Here is a 15,373-nt window from a genome sequence, read left to right on the forward strand (position 1 = left end):
AAATACTTTTTGTTCGTTTGTATTCAAGCAATTTTTAACACAATGATTTAAAGCAGATATTAGATAGTTTCTATTTTCTTTTTTTTAGCGCCCTTTCCTTTTTTTATTCTACAAACTCCCTATAATCAGGTATTTCTCACAGCTTAATAAGAGTGCTTTGTCTGATGCAAAAGAAATCAATCTACGTTGTTTATACTGGCGGTACTATTGGTATGCAACATTCTGAACATGGCTATATTCCTGTATCAGGACATTTACAACGCCAATTAGCTAAAATGCCAGAATTCCATCGTGAAGAGATGCCCGATTTTACAATCAAAGAGCACCTCCCTTTAATTGATTCTTCAAATATCACACCTGAAGACTGGCAATCTATCGCTGATGATATTAATGATAATTATCATAACTATGACGGATTCGTTATTCTTCATGGTACTGATACCATGGCATTTACAGCCTCAGCACTCTCTTTTATGTTCGAGAATCTCAGTAAACCCATTATTGTCACTGGCTCTCAAATTCCTTTAGAAGCTTTGCGTTCTGACGGACAAACGAATCTATTAAATGCGCTCTATTTAGCTGCACATCATCCAATTAATGAAGTCGCACTTTTCTTTAATAACACACTGTATCGCGGTAACCGCACAGTAAAAGCACATGCAGATGGTTTTAATGCGTTTGCATCACCGAATAGCGCCCCTCTTTTAGAAGCAGGGATTAATATTAAGCAATTTAAAATTAATTCATTTCCAAAAGGAAAAGGAGAATTTATTGCGCATAATATTACGCCTCAACCCATTGGTGTTGTCACCATTTACCCAGGCCTTTCAGATGAAATAGTTAAAAATATTCTGATGCAGCCCGTGAAAGCATTAATATTACGTTCTTATGGCGTGGGTAATGCGCCGTCACACCCTGCTTTACTTTCTACACTGCGCGAAGCAACAGAGCGTGGCATTGTGGTTATTAATCTTACACAATGTATTTCTGGTCGAGTGAATATGGAAGGTTATGCAACAGGTCAAGCCTTAGCTGAAGTCGGCGTTATTAGTGGTTATGATATGACATTTGAGGCAACATTAACTAAACTGCATTATCTCCTTAGCCAACAATATGATTACACTGAAATTTGTCGCTTAATGCAACAAAACCTTCGCGGTGAAATGACATTAAACGATAACGACTAAGCTTAATAAAAGGGCAACTTTCGTGAAAAACTCTGCGCTATTACTGGTTGATATACAAAACGATTTTTGTATAGGGGGTGCTTTAGCTGTTAACGAGAGTGAGATGGTTATTCAAACAGCTAATCAGCTCATTAATGGTTTCAAGCGAACTAAAAGCCCAATTATTGCAAGTTTAGATTGGCATCCTGCCGATCATCTTAGTTTTGCTGAAAACTCAGGTACTGTTGTAGGTGAAATAGGGAAACTGAACGGGTTACCTCAAGTTTGGTGGCCAGTACATTGCGTACAAAATTCTCACGGCGCTGAATTTCATCCTGAGCTCAATCACACACTGATTAACCATATTATTTACAAAGGCCAAAACCGCCTTATTGATAGCTATAGTGCCTTTTTTGATAACGACCATGAATATCAAACAGGCTTACATACCCTTTTGCAAACGCTTAATATAAAACATCTTTATATTCTTGGTATTGCTACTGATTACTGCGTTAAATTTACAGTCATGGATGCTTTACAGTTAGGTTATCAAGTATCTGTTATTACTGACGGTTGCCGTGGTGTCAATATTCAAGATAATGACAGCCAAGTAGCGCTAGAAGAGATGCAAGCAAAGGGAGCGACATTAATAGATTCAGCACATTGGCTTAATCGTAACAATCAATAGGTTCGTTACTTTCTTTATCTTCATAAAATCAGAAAGGGGCTATTTTTAACCAATTCAGTTAATAAGTAGCCCTTTTTATATTAATTCTATCCATTCACCATATGTTTTAGTCATCATCCATTGGCGTTAGCGTTGCCAAACGTTCAGATTGAAACTGAGCTTTTAATTCTTGTTTGCTCTTCATGGTAATTTGCCCATTAGTGCCTACTGTCATATGCTCAGGTATGTGGTTATTTTTTGCTTGCCATAATAAAACAATCTGCATGCAATGTTCTTTTTGTTCATCAGTCAATGCAACGCCGTCAGGCCATTTGCCTAATTCAACTGCGGTGGAAATACGTTGGTAAATTTCAGGGGTTACCATCGAAATAAGTTCATTAACTTCCATTGATTGCTCCATAAGCTAAATCATCACTTAAAATGGCTGAATCGTTTTTTCATTTGTTATATTTTTGTTAATTTAATGGCTATCAACCTTTCTGCTCTTCGCCTGTCTCACTGTTTGTAAATGACAGTGAAGCTGAATTAACACAATAACGCTCCCCTGTAGGGGCAGGGCCATCATTAAAGACATGACCTAAATGTGCATCACACTGCTGGCAACGTATTTCCGTTCTTTTCATATTATGAGAAAAATCATCAATATAGCGGATCGCATCACTGTTAACAGGTTGGTAAAAACTAGGCCAGCCACATCCTGCATCAAATTTTGTATCTGAATAAAATAAAGGAGCAGAACAACATAAACAGTGATAAATCCCAGTTTGACGGTTATGTAATAACTTACCACTAAACGGAGGCTCTGTGCCGTGTTGTTGCGTCACATAACGTTGCATTTCATTGAGTGTTGATAAATCAAGGTGATTGTTATTGCTTGAAATATTCACTTTCTTTTCATTATCTGCCATATCGACCTCGTGCTCAGAAAAATGCTTTTTAAAACAACAGTGAATAATAACAAAGATTTAACAACAAATCTGAAAAATATAGTCTAAAATCATCAAGAGTAATCTTTAGTTTTTGAAATGTGATGAATTTCACATAACGGAGCAAAGGTAACTTCATTTATCGGCGTTGATCCCGATAATACACAGCGTAACATTTAGCTAAAACGACCAATCTTTAAGCGAAAAGTGTTTTTTTAATTGATTTTTTGCAATTATTGACACGATTCCGCTTGACGATTGGCGCGGTTTTGGTAACTTTAGAAGCAACTTTTTAATTCACTAAATTAAAGCTGGTGGAATACATATGACTATCAAAGTAGGTATTAATGGTTTTGGTCGTATCGGCCGCATCGTTTTCCGTGCTGCTCAAGAACGTTCAGATATCGAAATCGTAGGTATTAACGATCTGTTAGACGCAGACTACATGGCATACATGCTGAAATACGATTCAACTCATGGCCGTTTCAACGGTACTGTTGAAGTAAAAGATGGCCACCTCGTTGTTAATGGTAAAACCATCCGCGTAACTTCAGAAAGAGATCCAGCAAATCTGAAATGGAACGAAGTCGGTGCTGACGTTGTTGCAGAAGCAACTGGTCTGTTCTTAACTGACGAAACTGCTCGTAAACACATCCAAGCTGGTGCGAAAAAAGTTGTTCTGACTGGTCCTTCAAAAGACAGCACTCCTATGTTCGTAATGGGCGTAAACCATAAATCATACGCAGGCCAAGATATCGTTTCTAACGCATCTTGTACTACTAACTGCTTAGCGCCTTTAGCTAAAGTTATCAACGACAACTTCGGTATCGTTGAAGGCCTGATGACTACTGTTCACGCAACAACTGCAACTCAACGTACTGTTGATGGTCCTTCTGCAAAAGACTGGCGTGGTGGTCGTGGTGCTTCTCAAAACATCATCCCATCATCAACTGGTGCTGCTAAAGCTGTAGGTAAAGTTATTCCTGAACTGAACGGCAAACTGACTGGTATGTCTTTCCGTGTTCCTACTCCTAACGTTTCTGTTGTTGACCTGACTGCACGTCTGGAAAAACCAGCTTCTTACGCACAAATCTGTGATGCTATCAAAGCAGCAGCTGAAGGCGAACTGAAAGGCGTTCTGGGTTACACTGAAGATGCAGTTGTTTCAACTGACTTCAATGGCGAAGTTCTGACTTCAGTATTTGATGCTAAAGCAGGTATCGCTCTGAACGACAACTTTGTTAAATTAGTTGCTTGGTACGACAACGAAGTTGGTTATTCAAACAAAGTTCTGGATCTGATTTCTCATATCTCTAAATAATTAGAGCCTAGTAAATCAAGATTTTGCTTAGAGCCACCTTTTAGGTGGCTCTTTTATTTTCCAGCCAGTCAGTTTATTGTATTGAAATAGTCAGTGACAGAAGGCCAAAAGATAATGAACGAGAAAATATTTTCATTGCCGATTATTGAACAAATATCACCTTATTTAAGTCGTCGGCAATTAGGTGAACTTCCTATCCTTGTTATTTCACATCCTAAAGTACGAGCAGCTATTAGCCTTCAAGGTGCACATTTAATTGCTTGGCAACCAGCACAAGAACACCCTGTCTTTTGGCTCAGTGAAGCATCTCTATTCACTCCCGGTGTTGCCATTCGTGGCGGTATCCCTATTTGCTGGCCTTGGTTCGCTTCAGCAGGTACACCTAGTCATGGATTTGCACGTATTCTACCTTGGGAATTTAGCGCTCACACAGAACAAGATGACGGCGTACTTATTACAATGACACTAAAAGAGAGCCAACAAACACAAAAATATTGGCCTCATCCGTTTACTTTAATTGCTCGTTTTAAATTAGGGGCAACTTGTGAAGTAGAATTAGAATCTTACGGTGATTATGAAGCAACAGCTGCCCTTCACTCTTATTTTAATGTGAGTGATATTGATAATGTCTCCGTTACCGGATTAGGAGGCCACTACATTGACACTGTAGCGGACAAAGAAGTCTATACTGATGAAACCGCATTACATTTTAATGGACGCACTGACAGGCTTTACACAGAGCCTGACGATTTTAATCTTATTCATGATGATGGTTGGGATCGCACAATTGAAGTTCATCATTATCACCATAGTGATGTGGTGTGCTGGAACCCCGGCGCAGAGCTTGCAAGTTCAATGAAAGATATGAGTGCAGGCGGCTATCGTAAAATGGCTTGTGTAGAAACTGCACGTATCCATAAACCATTAAAACCAGACAATGTGCATCCTGGTCGTTTATCTTTGGTAGTACGTGTTCGTAAAAATATTGCTGAAAAATAAATATTATTCACATATTACAAATAAAAAAGCTTCGAGGTTTAAATCGAAGCTTTTTTGTCATAAATAGCCTATTAAAATATCTATAGCGTCATACAGACATTGATTAGAATGTATAAGTCACACCAGTCCACACAATCGCAGTTACAGACTTATTCACCATTGGGCTGTCTTTAACTTCACTTGGTAAATGGTCAACACGCCCCATAGCAAAGAAGTTCCATTTTTCAGCAAATTTGTAGTTGGCAGAAATCTCGAAATAAGGTCTCCAACTATCATTTGGTGTGTATTCAGCTAAACCACTACGCTGTGATTCTGCATGAGTAATACCATACGCATAACGATTTTGCTTTTTGTTTTCCCAAACAATACCCGCACCAGGTTGGAAAGACCAATTACCTAATTCGAAAGGATATAAATAGGCAGCATCAGCAATAATACCATTACTTTTACCCAGCATATCACCAGAAACAATCGCTCTTAAGCTACCCCATGATTCATGGTGTTTATAAGTAACCCCCCCCATCATAGTATCACGACGACGATTCAATTTTTTCATTTGCTCGTCATCGCTATCACTTGGTTTATAAGCTTGAGGATAATAGTGCAAATCAACAGAAAGTTTATCTTTAGGTGTGTTCCACAAGTAATACCCTGCGGCTAATGTCGCAAAATAGAAATTTTCTGATTGGTAGTTAACTTGTGGCACGGGTAATAAATAATCTTTTGATTTAGCCCCTTTATAAGGAGTGACTTGTGCTAAGACTGAGCCACCAATTGACCATTCTCCAGCAAATGCTGCTGGTGTGCTAAGTCCTGCAATAACGGCTAAAGAAATGATAATCTTCTTATTACTCACGATGATTTTCCATATTGTCATTAATAAAGTAGCAACCAAAAACCAATTTCAGTCACAATTAACTAGAACCGATATTATTTTACCTATAATTATTTTAGTTTTGCATTAAATGTGTAGCAATCAGTGCTTGCCCTAATGCAATACCACCGTCTCCAACGGGCAACATCATAGGGGTTAGTACTTTTTTATTGTTTAATTTTTTCTTAAACATATGTTTGAGTAATGTGTTATTTAACACACCGCCCGTAAGTACAACGGTCTCAATCTGATGTTCATCGGCATATTGCAATGCAATATTGCCTAAACTTTCAGCTAATAAATAATGAAATAGCCACGCCTTTTCACTGACATTGAGCTTCACACTTTCCCATTGCGACCAAAAAACAGACAGTTCAAGCAAGTTATTCTTTATAGGCATTAAATGCCCATATTGCTTGATAATTTCCGTTTGTTTTTCTTTTTGACACGCTAATGCTGCTGTTTGTAGGTAACTGGCTGCTTCACCCTCCCAACTTATTTCTTTAGGAGCTAATCCTAATGATGCTGAAACCGCATCAAATAAACGCCCACAAGAAGAGGCTTTAGGCGAATTTAAACCACGTTCTACTGCCTTACTTAATATTTGCAAATCATTACTAGGTATCAATTGGGTGATAACACTACCTTGCCAATTCTTAGAAAAAGTAGCTAAATGTGCGAACCAGTTTCGCCAAGGTTGAATCGAAGCTAAATTTCCCCCAGGCATAGCAACTGCAGGAAGCCCACCTATTCGTTCTGATTTTTGATAATCCACCCGTAGGCATTCTCCCCCCCATAAAGAACCATCTTGCCCATAGCCTAAACCATCAAGTGCAATGCCTACTACAGCACCTTGCTGATGGGTATGTCCATGTTCAGCTAGACAAGAAACAATATGCGCATGATGGTGAAAAACTTCAATGAGAGGAATATTTTGTTCTTGAGCAAATTGTTTACCCAGTTGATGACTAATGTAATTAGGATGTGCATCTACCGCAATTGCTTTAGGCGTAAAGCGATAAATTTGCTGAAAAAGATCTAATGATTTCATCAGTTGTTGGCGTACACTTAAATCATCAAGATCCCCTAAATGAGGCCCCATAATGGCTTGATGCTGACGTAATAAGCAAAATACATTTTTGAGATCCCCCCCCATTGCAAGCACTGAGGGTTGTGGTTCAAAATCGTCAGGTAATGAAATAGCATCAGGAACATAGCCACGAGAACGGCGGATCATAACACTCTGCTTATCTTCAATACGCACTAATGAATCATCAGCTCGCTGTATAATCTCTCTATTATGCATCAAGAATAGATCAGCAATATCGTGAAGCTGCATTAAAGCATCTTCGTTACTTAATGCAGGAGTGTGACCAGATGCATTTCCTGATGTCATAACCAGTGGAATATTCGTGCCGCGCGCTAATAAATGTTGTAATGGATTGGCTGGCAACATAACACCAATTTCAGTTAATCCTGGCGCAATAAGCTCCGCAAGTTTAGGCGCAACCGTTTTAGGGACTAATACAATTGGAGCCGCAGTGCTTTGCAGAGTTTGGATAGCGGTTGGAAGAAAATCAGGATCTTGATTATCTTCTTTAATTTGATCAATTCCAGTGATCATCACAGCTAATGGCTTCGCAGGTCGGTATTTGCGTTTTCGTAGTAATGCAACGCTCTCATTATTACGTGCATCACATACTAAATGAAAACCACCAATACCTTTAACAGCAACAATTTTTCCAGCAAGTAACGCTTCGCAGGCTTGAGTTAATGCAAATTCTTTGATTGCAAACTCTTCCCCCTGCTCATTCGCAAGCCAAATATAAGGCCCACAGACAGGACACGCATTAGGCTGAGCATGGAATCGTCTGTCTGCAGGATCTTCATATTCATGTTTACATTCAGGGCAAAATGGAAATTTAGACATCGAGGTAAATGGCCTATCATAAGGCATTTTTTTTATGATAGTAAAACGAGGTCCACAGTGTGTGCAGTTAATAAAAGGATAATGAAAACGACGGTTTTGGGGATCAAACAGTTCATCAATACATGCTTTGCAAGTCGTGGCATCAGGTACCACTTGTGTATCCATTTCACCGCCACCACTTTTTACAATAATAAAGTCTGTCGGTAACTGTTCCCATTGATAGGGTGATTCTTCTATACGTTCAATGCGCGCTAATGGAGGGCATTCAGCTTTTAGTGCTTCGATAAAAAGTGTATTTTTAGGTGAAGACGTTAAATGCACCAATACACCTAAACTGTCATTACTCACTTGCCCGAATAAACCAAAACGATGGGCTAATTGCCAAACAAATGGACGAAAACCCACGCCTTGAACCTTACCTTTCACACGCAATGCAATGCCGTTACTCATAGGATCACCAAATCAAAATAAATTTAAGCTTATTCTAGTTTAGTGATTATCAACAACTTTCATTTAGATCAGAAAAAGTGGAATTAGGTAAATTTATCATCACTTCAACTGTAACTCGAGGCGCTATTGCACACAGTAACTCATAGCCAATAGTGCCACAGGCCGTTGCAACATCGTCAACAGGTAGTTGTTCACCCCATAATTCAACTGGGCTACCATAATTGATATCAGGGAAATCCGTAACATCAATGGTTAACATATCCATCGAAATACGCCCTACTAATTGGGTTTTATGCCCATTAACAATGACTGGTGTACCATCTGGCGCATGTCTAGGATAACCATCGGCATAACCACAGGCAACAACCCCTATTCGCATATCACGCTCAGCAATATATCGACTGCCATAGCCTATTGGCTCACCTTTTTTCACTTGTTGAATGGCTAATATCTCACTATTAAATGTCATTACGGGTTGTAAATCGAAATCAGCAATATCTTGCCAAACACCCGAAGGCGAAACACCATATAAAATAATGCCTGGTCGCACCCAATCTTGATATGTTTCAGGGTTAAACAACGTTGCTGCCGAATTTGCTAAGCATCGAGGTAATTCTTTGACCATCGCTTGATTAATTACCGCTTTTTGCGCATCCATATTCAGTCCTGTATCTGCATTAGCAAAATGCGACATTTGAATAATAGAACCAATGTTATTGATGCTTTTAGCGCGGGCGATAGCTTGTTGATAAATATCAGAACGATAACCTAATCTATTCATTCCACTATTAAGTTTAAGATAGATATTAATGGGGCGTTCTAATTGTGCTTTTTCTATGGCATCAAATTGCCAATCAGAATGTACTGTTGTTGTTAGAGAATAACGTTCTAATAAATAAACATCTTCAGGTTTAAAAAAACCTTCAAGTAAAAGGATGGGGCCAACCCATCCTTGCTCTCTTAGCATAATGGCTTTGTCTAATTCAATTAATGCAAAACCATCCGTATGACTCAATGCTGGCCAAACACAGGATAATCCGTGTCCATAAGCATCTGCTTTCACAACAGACCACACTTTGCTACCTTTTACTCTCTCTTTGATAACAGACAGGTTATGGCTTAATGCATCGAGGTTAATGGTTACTTTTGTGGGTCTGGACATGTTTTTTCCTCAATTAATAAGCAGCATCAAGCTTTTGCCCCGGTAAGAGCAATTTAGTATTAAAGCCATCGATATAACGAAATACAGATAAATCATCAGCAGCAATCGCAGGTTTATTTCCTGAAATTAAATCAGCCAATAATTGCCCAGAGCCACATGCCATCGTCCAACCTAATGTGCCATGTCCCGTATTTAAAGATAAATTACGATAAGCCGTTGGCCCTACAATAGGCGTACCATCTGGTGTCATAGGTCTTAGTCCTGTCCAGAATGTAGCTTTTTCTATATCGCCACCACCTTGATAGAGATCTTGTACAACCATTTTTAATGTTTCACAGCGCGATTTTAAAACATTCAAATTAAAACCAACAACTTCTGCCATTCCACCAACACGAATTCGCTCATCAAAACGAGTTACTGCTATTTTATAGGTTTCATCGAGAATAGTTGATGTTGGTGCTCTTGAAGCATCAATAATCGGCATCGTGAGTGAATAACCTTTAAGCGGATAAACAGGAATGGCGACTTTATTTTTCAGAAATTCCGTTGAATAAGAACCCATTGCGACAACGTAATGATCCGCAGTAAGTAATCCATCATGGCATTGAACGCCCGCTACTTTATCACCATCAAATAACAAATGTTTGATTTCTTTGTTAAATAAGAATGTAACACCCGCGTCTTCTGCCATTTTAGCGAGTTTTTTCGTAAAAATTTGGCAGTCACCTGTTTCATCATTCGGTAAACGCAAACCACCGGTGAGTTTATGACTAACATGCTCTAATGCAGGCTCTGCGAATTTAAGTTGCTCTGCCGTCAATAATTCATAAGCAACGCCTTCTTGCTTTAAGACAGCAATATCATTGGCGGCATTATCAAATTGCTTTTGATCACGGAAAAGTTGAAGAGTTCCCCCTTGGCGCCCTTCATATTCTATTCCCGTATCTTGACGCAACTGACGAATACAATCACGGCTATATTCAGCAATGCGCACCATACGACTTTTATTCATAGTGTAATGTGATGCATCACAATTACGTAACATTTGCCACATCCAGCGTAATTGGAAAAGTGAACCGTCCGGTTTAATGGCTAAAGGTGCATGTTTCTGGAACATCCATTTTACTGCTTTTAATGGAATACCCGGAGCGCCCCAAGGGGTTGCATATCCTGGCGATATCTGACCAGCATTACCCGCACTGGTTTCTTCTGCTGCACTATTTTGTCTGTCAACAACAATGACTTCATGCCCTTGCTGCACAAGATACCACGCACTTGTTACACCAATAACGCCGCCACCTAAGATGATCACTTTCATGGCAAGACTCCAATAATTTACATTGATATAACATAAGAGTAATATTCCATACACAAAAAGCCAATATAGAATAATCATCTAGGCGAATAAAAAAGCAAATTTTAGAGTTAAGTCACATTTGGCTAATATTGAATAAGTAATTTTTAACGAAAATTGTCAAATTAACAAATAAAATCAACAAGATATTTTTTTATATATAAATTATAAGAATATTTGTTAATAAATTAATTTACTTTGATGAGAATTTAATCCGTAGAAAACCCGAGCGTGAGTTTTATTAAAAACCAAATACAGCAAAAACATTAGATTATAATTTTTTAATTAACTAACTTTGGTAACTCTTTTTACTAAAATTAGCCTATTTAAAGCATTGCCTAAAATATGACACTTTGTTTTTTAAAAGCATAAAAAAACCAGTATCACAAATCAATGAGGATACTGGTTTTTTCTATTATGACAAAAACCGCAAAAATTAGCGTTTAATTTCTTCCAAATCACTAGGGAGTGGTGATTGCAAGCTTTGCCAGATAATCCCACTGTCTTTACCATATTGGCGAACGCACTCCATTACATGCTCAACATCTTTCTGTTCACACAATGCAGCTAATTTTTTATAGAATGCTAAAGCAAGCTCTTTGGCTTGAATATTTGAAAAATAGTAACGACCAACACGCGTATACAGACCTTTTAAACCATTGAGGATAAGGCCATAAATTGGATTGCCTGATGCGAAAGCTAAGCCACGAAAAATGTTGTAATCCAGTTCACTAAACTCATCAGCACTATTTTCAGTGGTAAGCTCATGGTTTAAAACTTCAATACATTTTTCAGGATTGCTTCTAAACGCAGTGCGGATAAAAATAGCTGAAATATTAGTTCTTACCGCCAATAAATTATCAATTAATTGCGGTACACGATCATGATCGAGACGAGCTACAGTTTCAAGAATATTAAGGCCAGATGTTTCCCAGAAATTGTTTACCTTTGTTGGCTTTCCATGTTGGATCGTTAACCATCCATCACGAGCAAGACGCTGTAATACTTCTCTTAATGTGGTTCTTGTTACACCAATTAATTCAGATAGTTCACGTTCCGCTGGTAGGATAGAACCAGGGGGAAAACGATTATTCCAGATGCTTTCAACAATATACTCTTCCGCGAAACCTGCGGGGCTTTGAGCCTTAATAACCATATTTTTATTTCTTCCGAAGCGATTTTTCTGCTAATAATGAAAAAGATAATATCAGAATGCGGAATTTTGATATAGCTCAACCATCATTAAATAGTGAGTGGCATCATAAAACCTGATGTTGTTTTATCAATTTATTATTACTAACGCGCTTAATTTCACAGCAATTAACGCGTACTATGGTTAGATCGCGCATGATTGCGCTTAAAATCTCTGTTTGGAGGATGAGAAACCTAATGGATATGAGTATAAGACAAGCACTACTGAAGAACTTTATGGGAAACTCTCCCGATTGGTATAAACTTGCTATTCTTACTTTTTTAATTATCAACCCACTGATTTTTTTCTTTGTTGACCCTTTTGTCGCCGGTTGGCTATTAGTTGTAGAATTTATTTTCACTCTAGCTATGGCGTTAAAGTGTTACCCATTACAACCAGGAGGACTACTTGCCATTGAGGCTGTCATTATTGGAATGACTAGCCCAAAACAAATTGGTCATGAAATTGCCAACAACCTTGAAGTTATTTTACTTTTAGTCTTTATGGTTGCGGGTATCTATTTTATGAAGCAATTATTACTTTTTGCTTTTACCAAACTGCTTTTATCCATTCGTTCTAAACGAATGTTATCTATTGCTTTTTGCTTCGCAAGTGCATTTTTATCTGCCTTTTTAGATGCTTTAACCGTTATCGCTGTTGTGATCAGTGTTTCTCTCGGTTTCTACTCTATTTATCATAATTTCGCCTCTAACCAAGCAGGAACAGAGCTAAATAATGATGGATTTATTGATACCGCAGAGAAAAAACAAACCTTAGAACAATTCCGTGCTTTCTTACGTAGCTTAATGATGCATGCTGGTGTAGGTACTGCATTAGGTGGCGTAATGACCATGGTAGGTGAACCGCAAAACCTGATTATTGCAAAACATTTAGAATGGGATTTTGTGACTTTCTTTATTCGAATGTCACCTGTAACAATTCCTGTTTTCTTTGCAGGCCTTGCTGTGTGCTATTTGGTTGAGCGCTTTAAGCTTTTTGGTTATGGTGCTGAATTACCTGATTTAGTTCGTAAAGTTTTAACTGAATACGATAAGAAAAACAGTGAAAAACGCACTTCTCAAGAAAAAGCACAATTGATGATTCAAGCATTAATTGGGATTTGGTTAATTGTTGCTTTAGCTCTTCATTTAGCAGAAGTCGGTATTATTGGTTTATCTGTTATCATTCTTGCGACTACATTTTGTGGTGTTACAGAAGAGCATGCGCTCGGTAAAGCATTTGAAGAAGCCTTACCTTTCACTGCATTATTGACCGTTTTCTTCTCAATTGTTGCAGTTATTATTGACCAACAATTATTCGGCCCAATTATTCAGTTTGTTCTCCAAGCTTCAGAGTCCTCACAGCTCTCTCTCTTCTATCTGTTTAATGGTCTATTGTCTGCCATTTCAGATAACGTTTTTGTGGGTACTGTTTATATCAGCGAAGCCTTAACGGCCTTACAAGATGGATTAATTAGTCAATCACAATATGAACATATTGGTGTTGCTATTAATACAGGTACAAACTTACCTTCTGTTGCCACACCTAATGGCCAAGCTGCATTCCTATTCTTATTAACCTCTGCGCTATCTCCACTTATTCGTTTATCGTATGGACGAATGGTAATAATGGCTCTGCCATATACTATTGTAATGACATTATTTGGTCTACTAGCGGTTGAATTCTGGCTAGTTCCTACAACACATTGGTTTTATGAAATAGGCTTAGTTGCTATTCCATAACAATAGTTCTACAGTTACACCACATAAATAGGACTTTTACTTGATAAAAGTCCTATTTTTTTCATTAAAAGAAGGTTGAATGTAAATATTTGTGAAATAACAGGTTTTAACTTTTTTTGCACTTGAATTTTGGGCAAAATAGACACTTATTTTAATATTTAAATGGACATTATTATGCTGACTGCTCTTCGTCACTGGTCACAACGCCGTTTTTCATGGCTATTGCTTGCATTAACAGCAATAGGTCTTGAAGGTGCTGCATTGTATTTTCAGTACGGAATGGAATTAATGCCTTGTGTGATGTGCGTTTATCAACGCATCGCAGTATTAGGAATATTAGTTGCCGCATTTATTGGTGCAAGCGCACCCAAAATGGCACTCATGCGTATGGCAGGTAGTTTTTTATGGCTTTATTCAGCTTACCGAGGCATTGAATTGGCTTGGGAGCATACGCAACTTATTCTTAATCCATCACCTTTTGCAACATGTGACTTCTTTGTCACATTACCTTCTTGGTTTGCATTACAAAATTGGTTCCCTGCTGTATTCCAAGCAACGGGTGACTGCTCTGTCAGCCAATGGCAATTCTTAACATTAGAAATGCCTCAGTGGATGCTAATTATTTTCTCTGCTTATTTTGTTGTGGGTCTATTGGTCTTAATGAGCCAAATCACAAGTTCTTTTAAATCAAAAGAATAAAAAAATAGCCCTTAGTAACACACTAAGGGCTATTTATTGTCGAAAAATAAAACTTCAACATTGACTAAATAGTTCTAACCTGGAATACAAGCACCTTCAATTAAAGCCTGTTCACTACAGCGTTTACCATTAGCAAACTGACACACAGGTGTCTGCCCACCATGTAATTCATAGTTTAAAGAAGGTATCCCTCCTGAAAAAACACATGTTGCCTTAGCCGATTCATCTAAAGGAACACTAAGACTTGTTGTCGGTATTGTTCTGCTTTTATTCACTGCTTGTGTTGATGAATATTCTGTCTGGGTTGAACTACTGCATCCTGCAATAAAACCAAAGCCAACTAACATAAACAGATAACATGTTGTTTTAAATTTTTTTTGCATCAAAGGCACCCTAATGTCTGCTGTTATTCACTATTAGTGTGAAGCACTTTTTGAGAGTAAGTTTATGACTAAAACACCAGCAATAATCAATCCCATACCAATAATGGCAGGTAAATCAAGTTTTTGTTGATAGATAAAAACTGCCGCAACAGAGACTAACACTATCCCTAAACCACTCCATATTGCATAAGCAATACCCAAAGGCATAACTCTTACCACTTGAGAAAGTGCCCAAAAAGAAAAACAATAGCCAATGACAACAACAATTGATGGATATAATCGACTAAAGCCTTCAGAGGCTTTTAACATTGTTGTCGCAATCACTTCCGATATAATCGCCAACATTAGATAAGTTAATCCATTCATTTTTTCGCCTTAATCTTATATAAAGTCAATTTTGTGAATTCTATCACAAGCCATATTAAGGATATTCATCTACAACAAATAAAAAAGGCATCTTTCATATTGAATAGATGCCTTTTAAAAT

The 15,373-nt window shown here is 38.0% G+C and carries 15 protein-coding genes; 6 read left to right on the forward strand and 9 right to left on the reverse strand.

Annotated elements, in window-relative coordinates; translation table 11 throughout:
• Positions 1-164 precede the first annotated feature (164 nt).
• Both ansA and pncA read left to right on the forward strand, forming a co-directional pair.
• A complete protein-coding gene (gene ansA / locus GWI68_RS12585) occupies positions 165-1,187 on the forward strand; it encodes an asparaginase (protein WP_109407661.1) in 1,023 nt (340 codons plus the stop codon).
• A 22-nt stretch (positions 1,188-1,209) separates the two neighbouring features.
• Positions 1,210-1,854, forward strand: a complete 645-nt coding sequence (gene pncA, locus GWI68_RS12590; protein ID WP_166540512.1) for a bifunctional nicotinamidase/pyrazinamidase — start codon at positions 1,210-1,212, stop codon at positions 1,852-1,854.
• A 106-nt stretch (positions 1,855-1,960) separates the two neighbouring features.
• Here the strand turns inward: pncA and GWI68_RS12595 are convergent, their stop codons facing one another.
• Together GWI68_RS12595 and msrB are read right to left on the reverse strand one after the other, a co-directional pair.
• Positions 1,961-2,242, reverse strand: a complete 282-nt coding sequence (locus tag GWI68_RS12595; RefSeq protein ID WP_166540513.1) for a DUF1315 family protein — start codon at positions 2,240-2,242, stop codon at positions 1,961-1,963.
• 82 nt (positions 2,243-2,324) lie between these two features.
• Positions 2,325-2,762: a peptide-methionine (R)-S-oxide reductase MsrB gene (msrB, locus tag GWI68_RS12600; protein WP_072068316.1), complete on the reverse strand. Its 438-nt coding sequence runs from the start codon at positions 2,760-2,762 to the stop codon at positions 2,325-2,327.
• Positions 2,763-3,105: 343 nt separating this feature from the next.
• Here msrB and gapA point away from each other — a divergent pair, with 343 nt between their 5' ends.
• Complete coding sequence (gapA, locus tag GWI68_RS12605) at positions 3,106-4,101, forward strand: glyceraldehyde-3-phosphate dehydrogenase (protein WP_036936343.1); 996 nt, start codon at positions 3,106-3,108, stop codon at positions 4,099-4,101.
• A gap of 114 nt (positions 4,102-4,215) precedes the next feature.
• On the forward strand, positions 4,216-5,100 hold the full coding sequence (locus tag GWI68_RS12610) for a D-hexose-6-phosphate mutarotase (RefSeq protein ID WP_166540514.1): 885 nt from the start codon (positions 4,216-4,218) through the stop codon (positions 5,098-5,100).
• Positions 5,101-5,203: 103 nt separating this feature from the next.
• On the opposite strand, the gene GWI68_RS12615 is transcribed toward GWI68_RS12610, so the two are convergent.
• The 5 genes from GWI68_RS12615 to fadR form a co-directional block, all read right to left on the reverse strand.
• A complete protein-coding gene (locus tag GWI68_RS12615) occupies positions 5,204-5,956 on the reverse strand; it encodes a MipA/OmpV family protein (protein ID WP_166540515.1) in 753 nt (250 codons plus the stop codon).
• A gap of 94 nt (positions 5,957-6,050) precedes the next feature.
• Positions 6,051-8,354: a carbamoyltransferase HypF gene (gene hypF / locus GWI68_RS12620; protein ID WP_166540516.1), complete on the reverse strand. Its 2,304-nt coding sequence runs from the start codon at positions 8,352-8,354 to the stop codon at positions 6,051-6,053.
• Positions 8,355-8,403: 49 nt separating this feature from the next.
• Positions 8,404-9,516 carry an alanine racemase gene (gene alr, locus GWI68_RS12625; RefSeq protein ID WP_166540517.1) on the reverse strand — a complete coding sequence of 371 codons (1,113 nt, stop codon included), beginning with the start codon at positions 9,514-9,516 and terminating at the stop codon, positions 8,404-8,406.
• Positions 9,517-9,529: 13 nt separating this feature from the next.
• Complete coding sequence (locus GWI68_RS12630; protein ID WP_166540518.1) at positions 9,530-10,834, reverse strand: D-amino acid dehydrogenase; 1,305 nt, start codon at positions 10,832-10,834, stop codon at positions 9,530-9,532.
• Positions 10,835-11,306: 472 nt separating this feature from the next.
• On the reverse strand, positions 11,307-12,026 hold the full coding sequence (gene fadR / locus GWI68_RS12635) for a fatty acid metabolism transcriptional regulator FadR (protein WP_109407668.1): 720 nt from the start codon (positions 12,024-12,026) through the stop codon (positions 11,307-11,309).
• A gap of 233 nt (positions 12,027-12,259) precedes the next feature.
• Here fadR and nhaB point away from each other — a divergent pair, with 233 nt between their 5' ends.
• Positions 12,260-13,804: a sodium/proton antiporter NhaB gene (nhaB, locus tag GWI68_RS12640; RefSeq protein WP_166540519.1), complete on the forward strand. Its 1,545-nt coding sequence runs from the start codon at positions 12,260-12,262 to the stop codon at positions 13,802-13,804.
• Positions 13,805-13,978: 174 nt separating this feature from the next.
• Positions 13,979-14,503, forward strand: coding sequence for a disulfide bond formation protein DsbB (dsbB, locus tag GWI68_RS12645; RefSeq protein ID WP_109407670.1), 525 nt, complete (start codon positions 13,979-13,981; stop codon positions 14,501-14,503).
• Positions 14,504-14,577: 74 nt separating this feature from the next.
• Here the strand turns inward: dsbB and GWI68_RS12650 are convergent, their stop codons facing one another.
• Positions 14,578-14,886, reverse strand: coding sequence for a DUF333 domain-containing protein (locus GWI68_RS12650; protein WP_166540520.1), 309 nt, complete (start codon positions 14,884-14,886; stop codon positions 14,578-14,580).
• Between the two features lie 33 nt (positions 14,887-14,919).
• Positions 14,920-15,252 (reverse strand): SMR family transporter, encoded by a 333-nt coding sequence (locus GWI68_RS12655; RefSeq protein WP_072068325.1) that lies wholly within the window; start codon positions 15,250-15,252, stop codon positions 14,920-14,922.
• Positions 15,253-15,373 lie beyond the last annotated feature (121 nt).

The sequence above is a fragment of the Proteus sp. G2669 genome, assembly GCF_009915245.1.
Taxonomy (GTDB): domain Bacteria; phylum Pseudomonadota; class Gammaproteobacteria; order Enterobacterales; family Enterobacteriaceae; genus Proteus.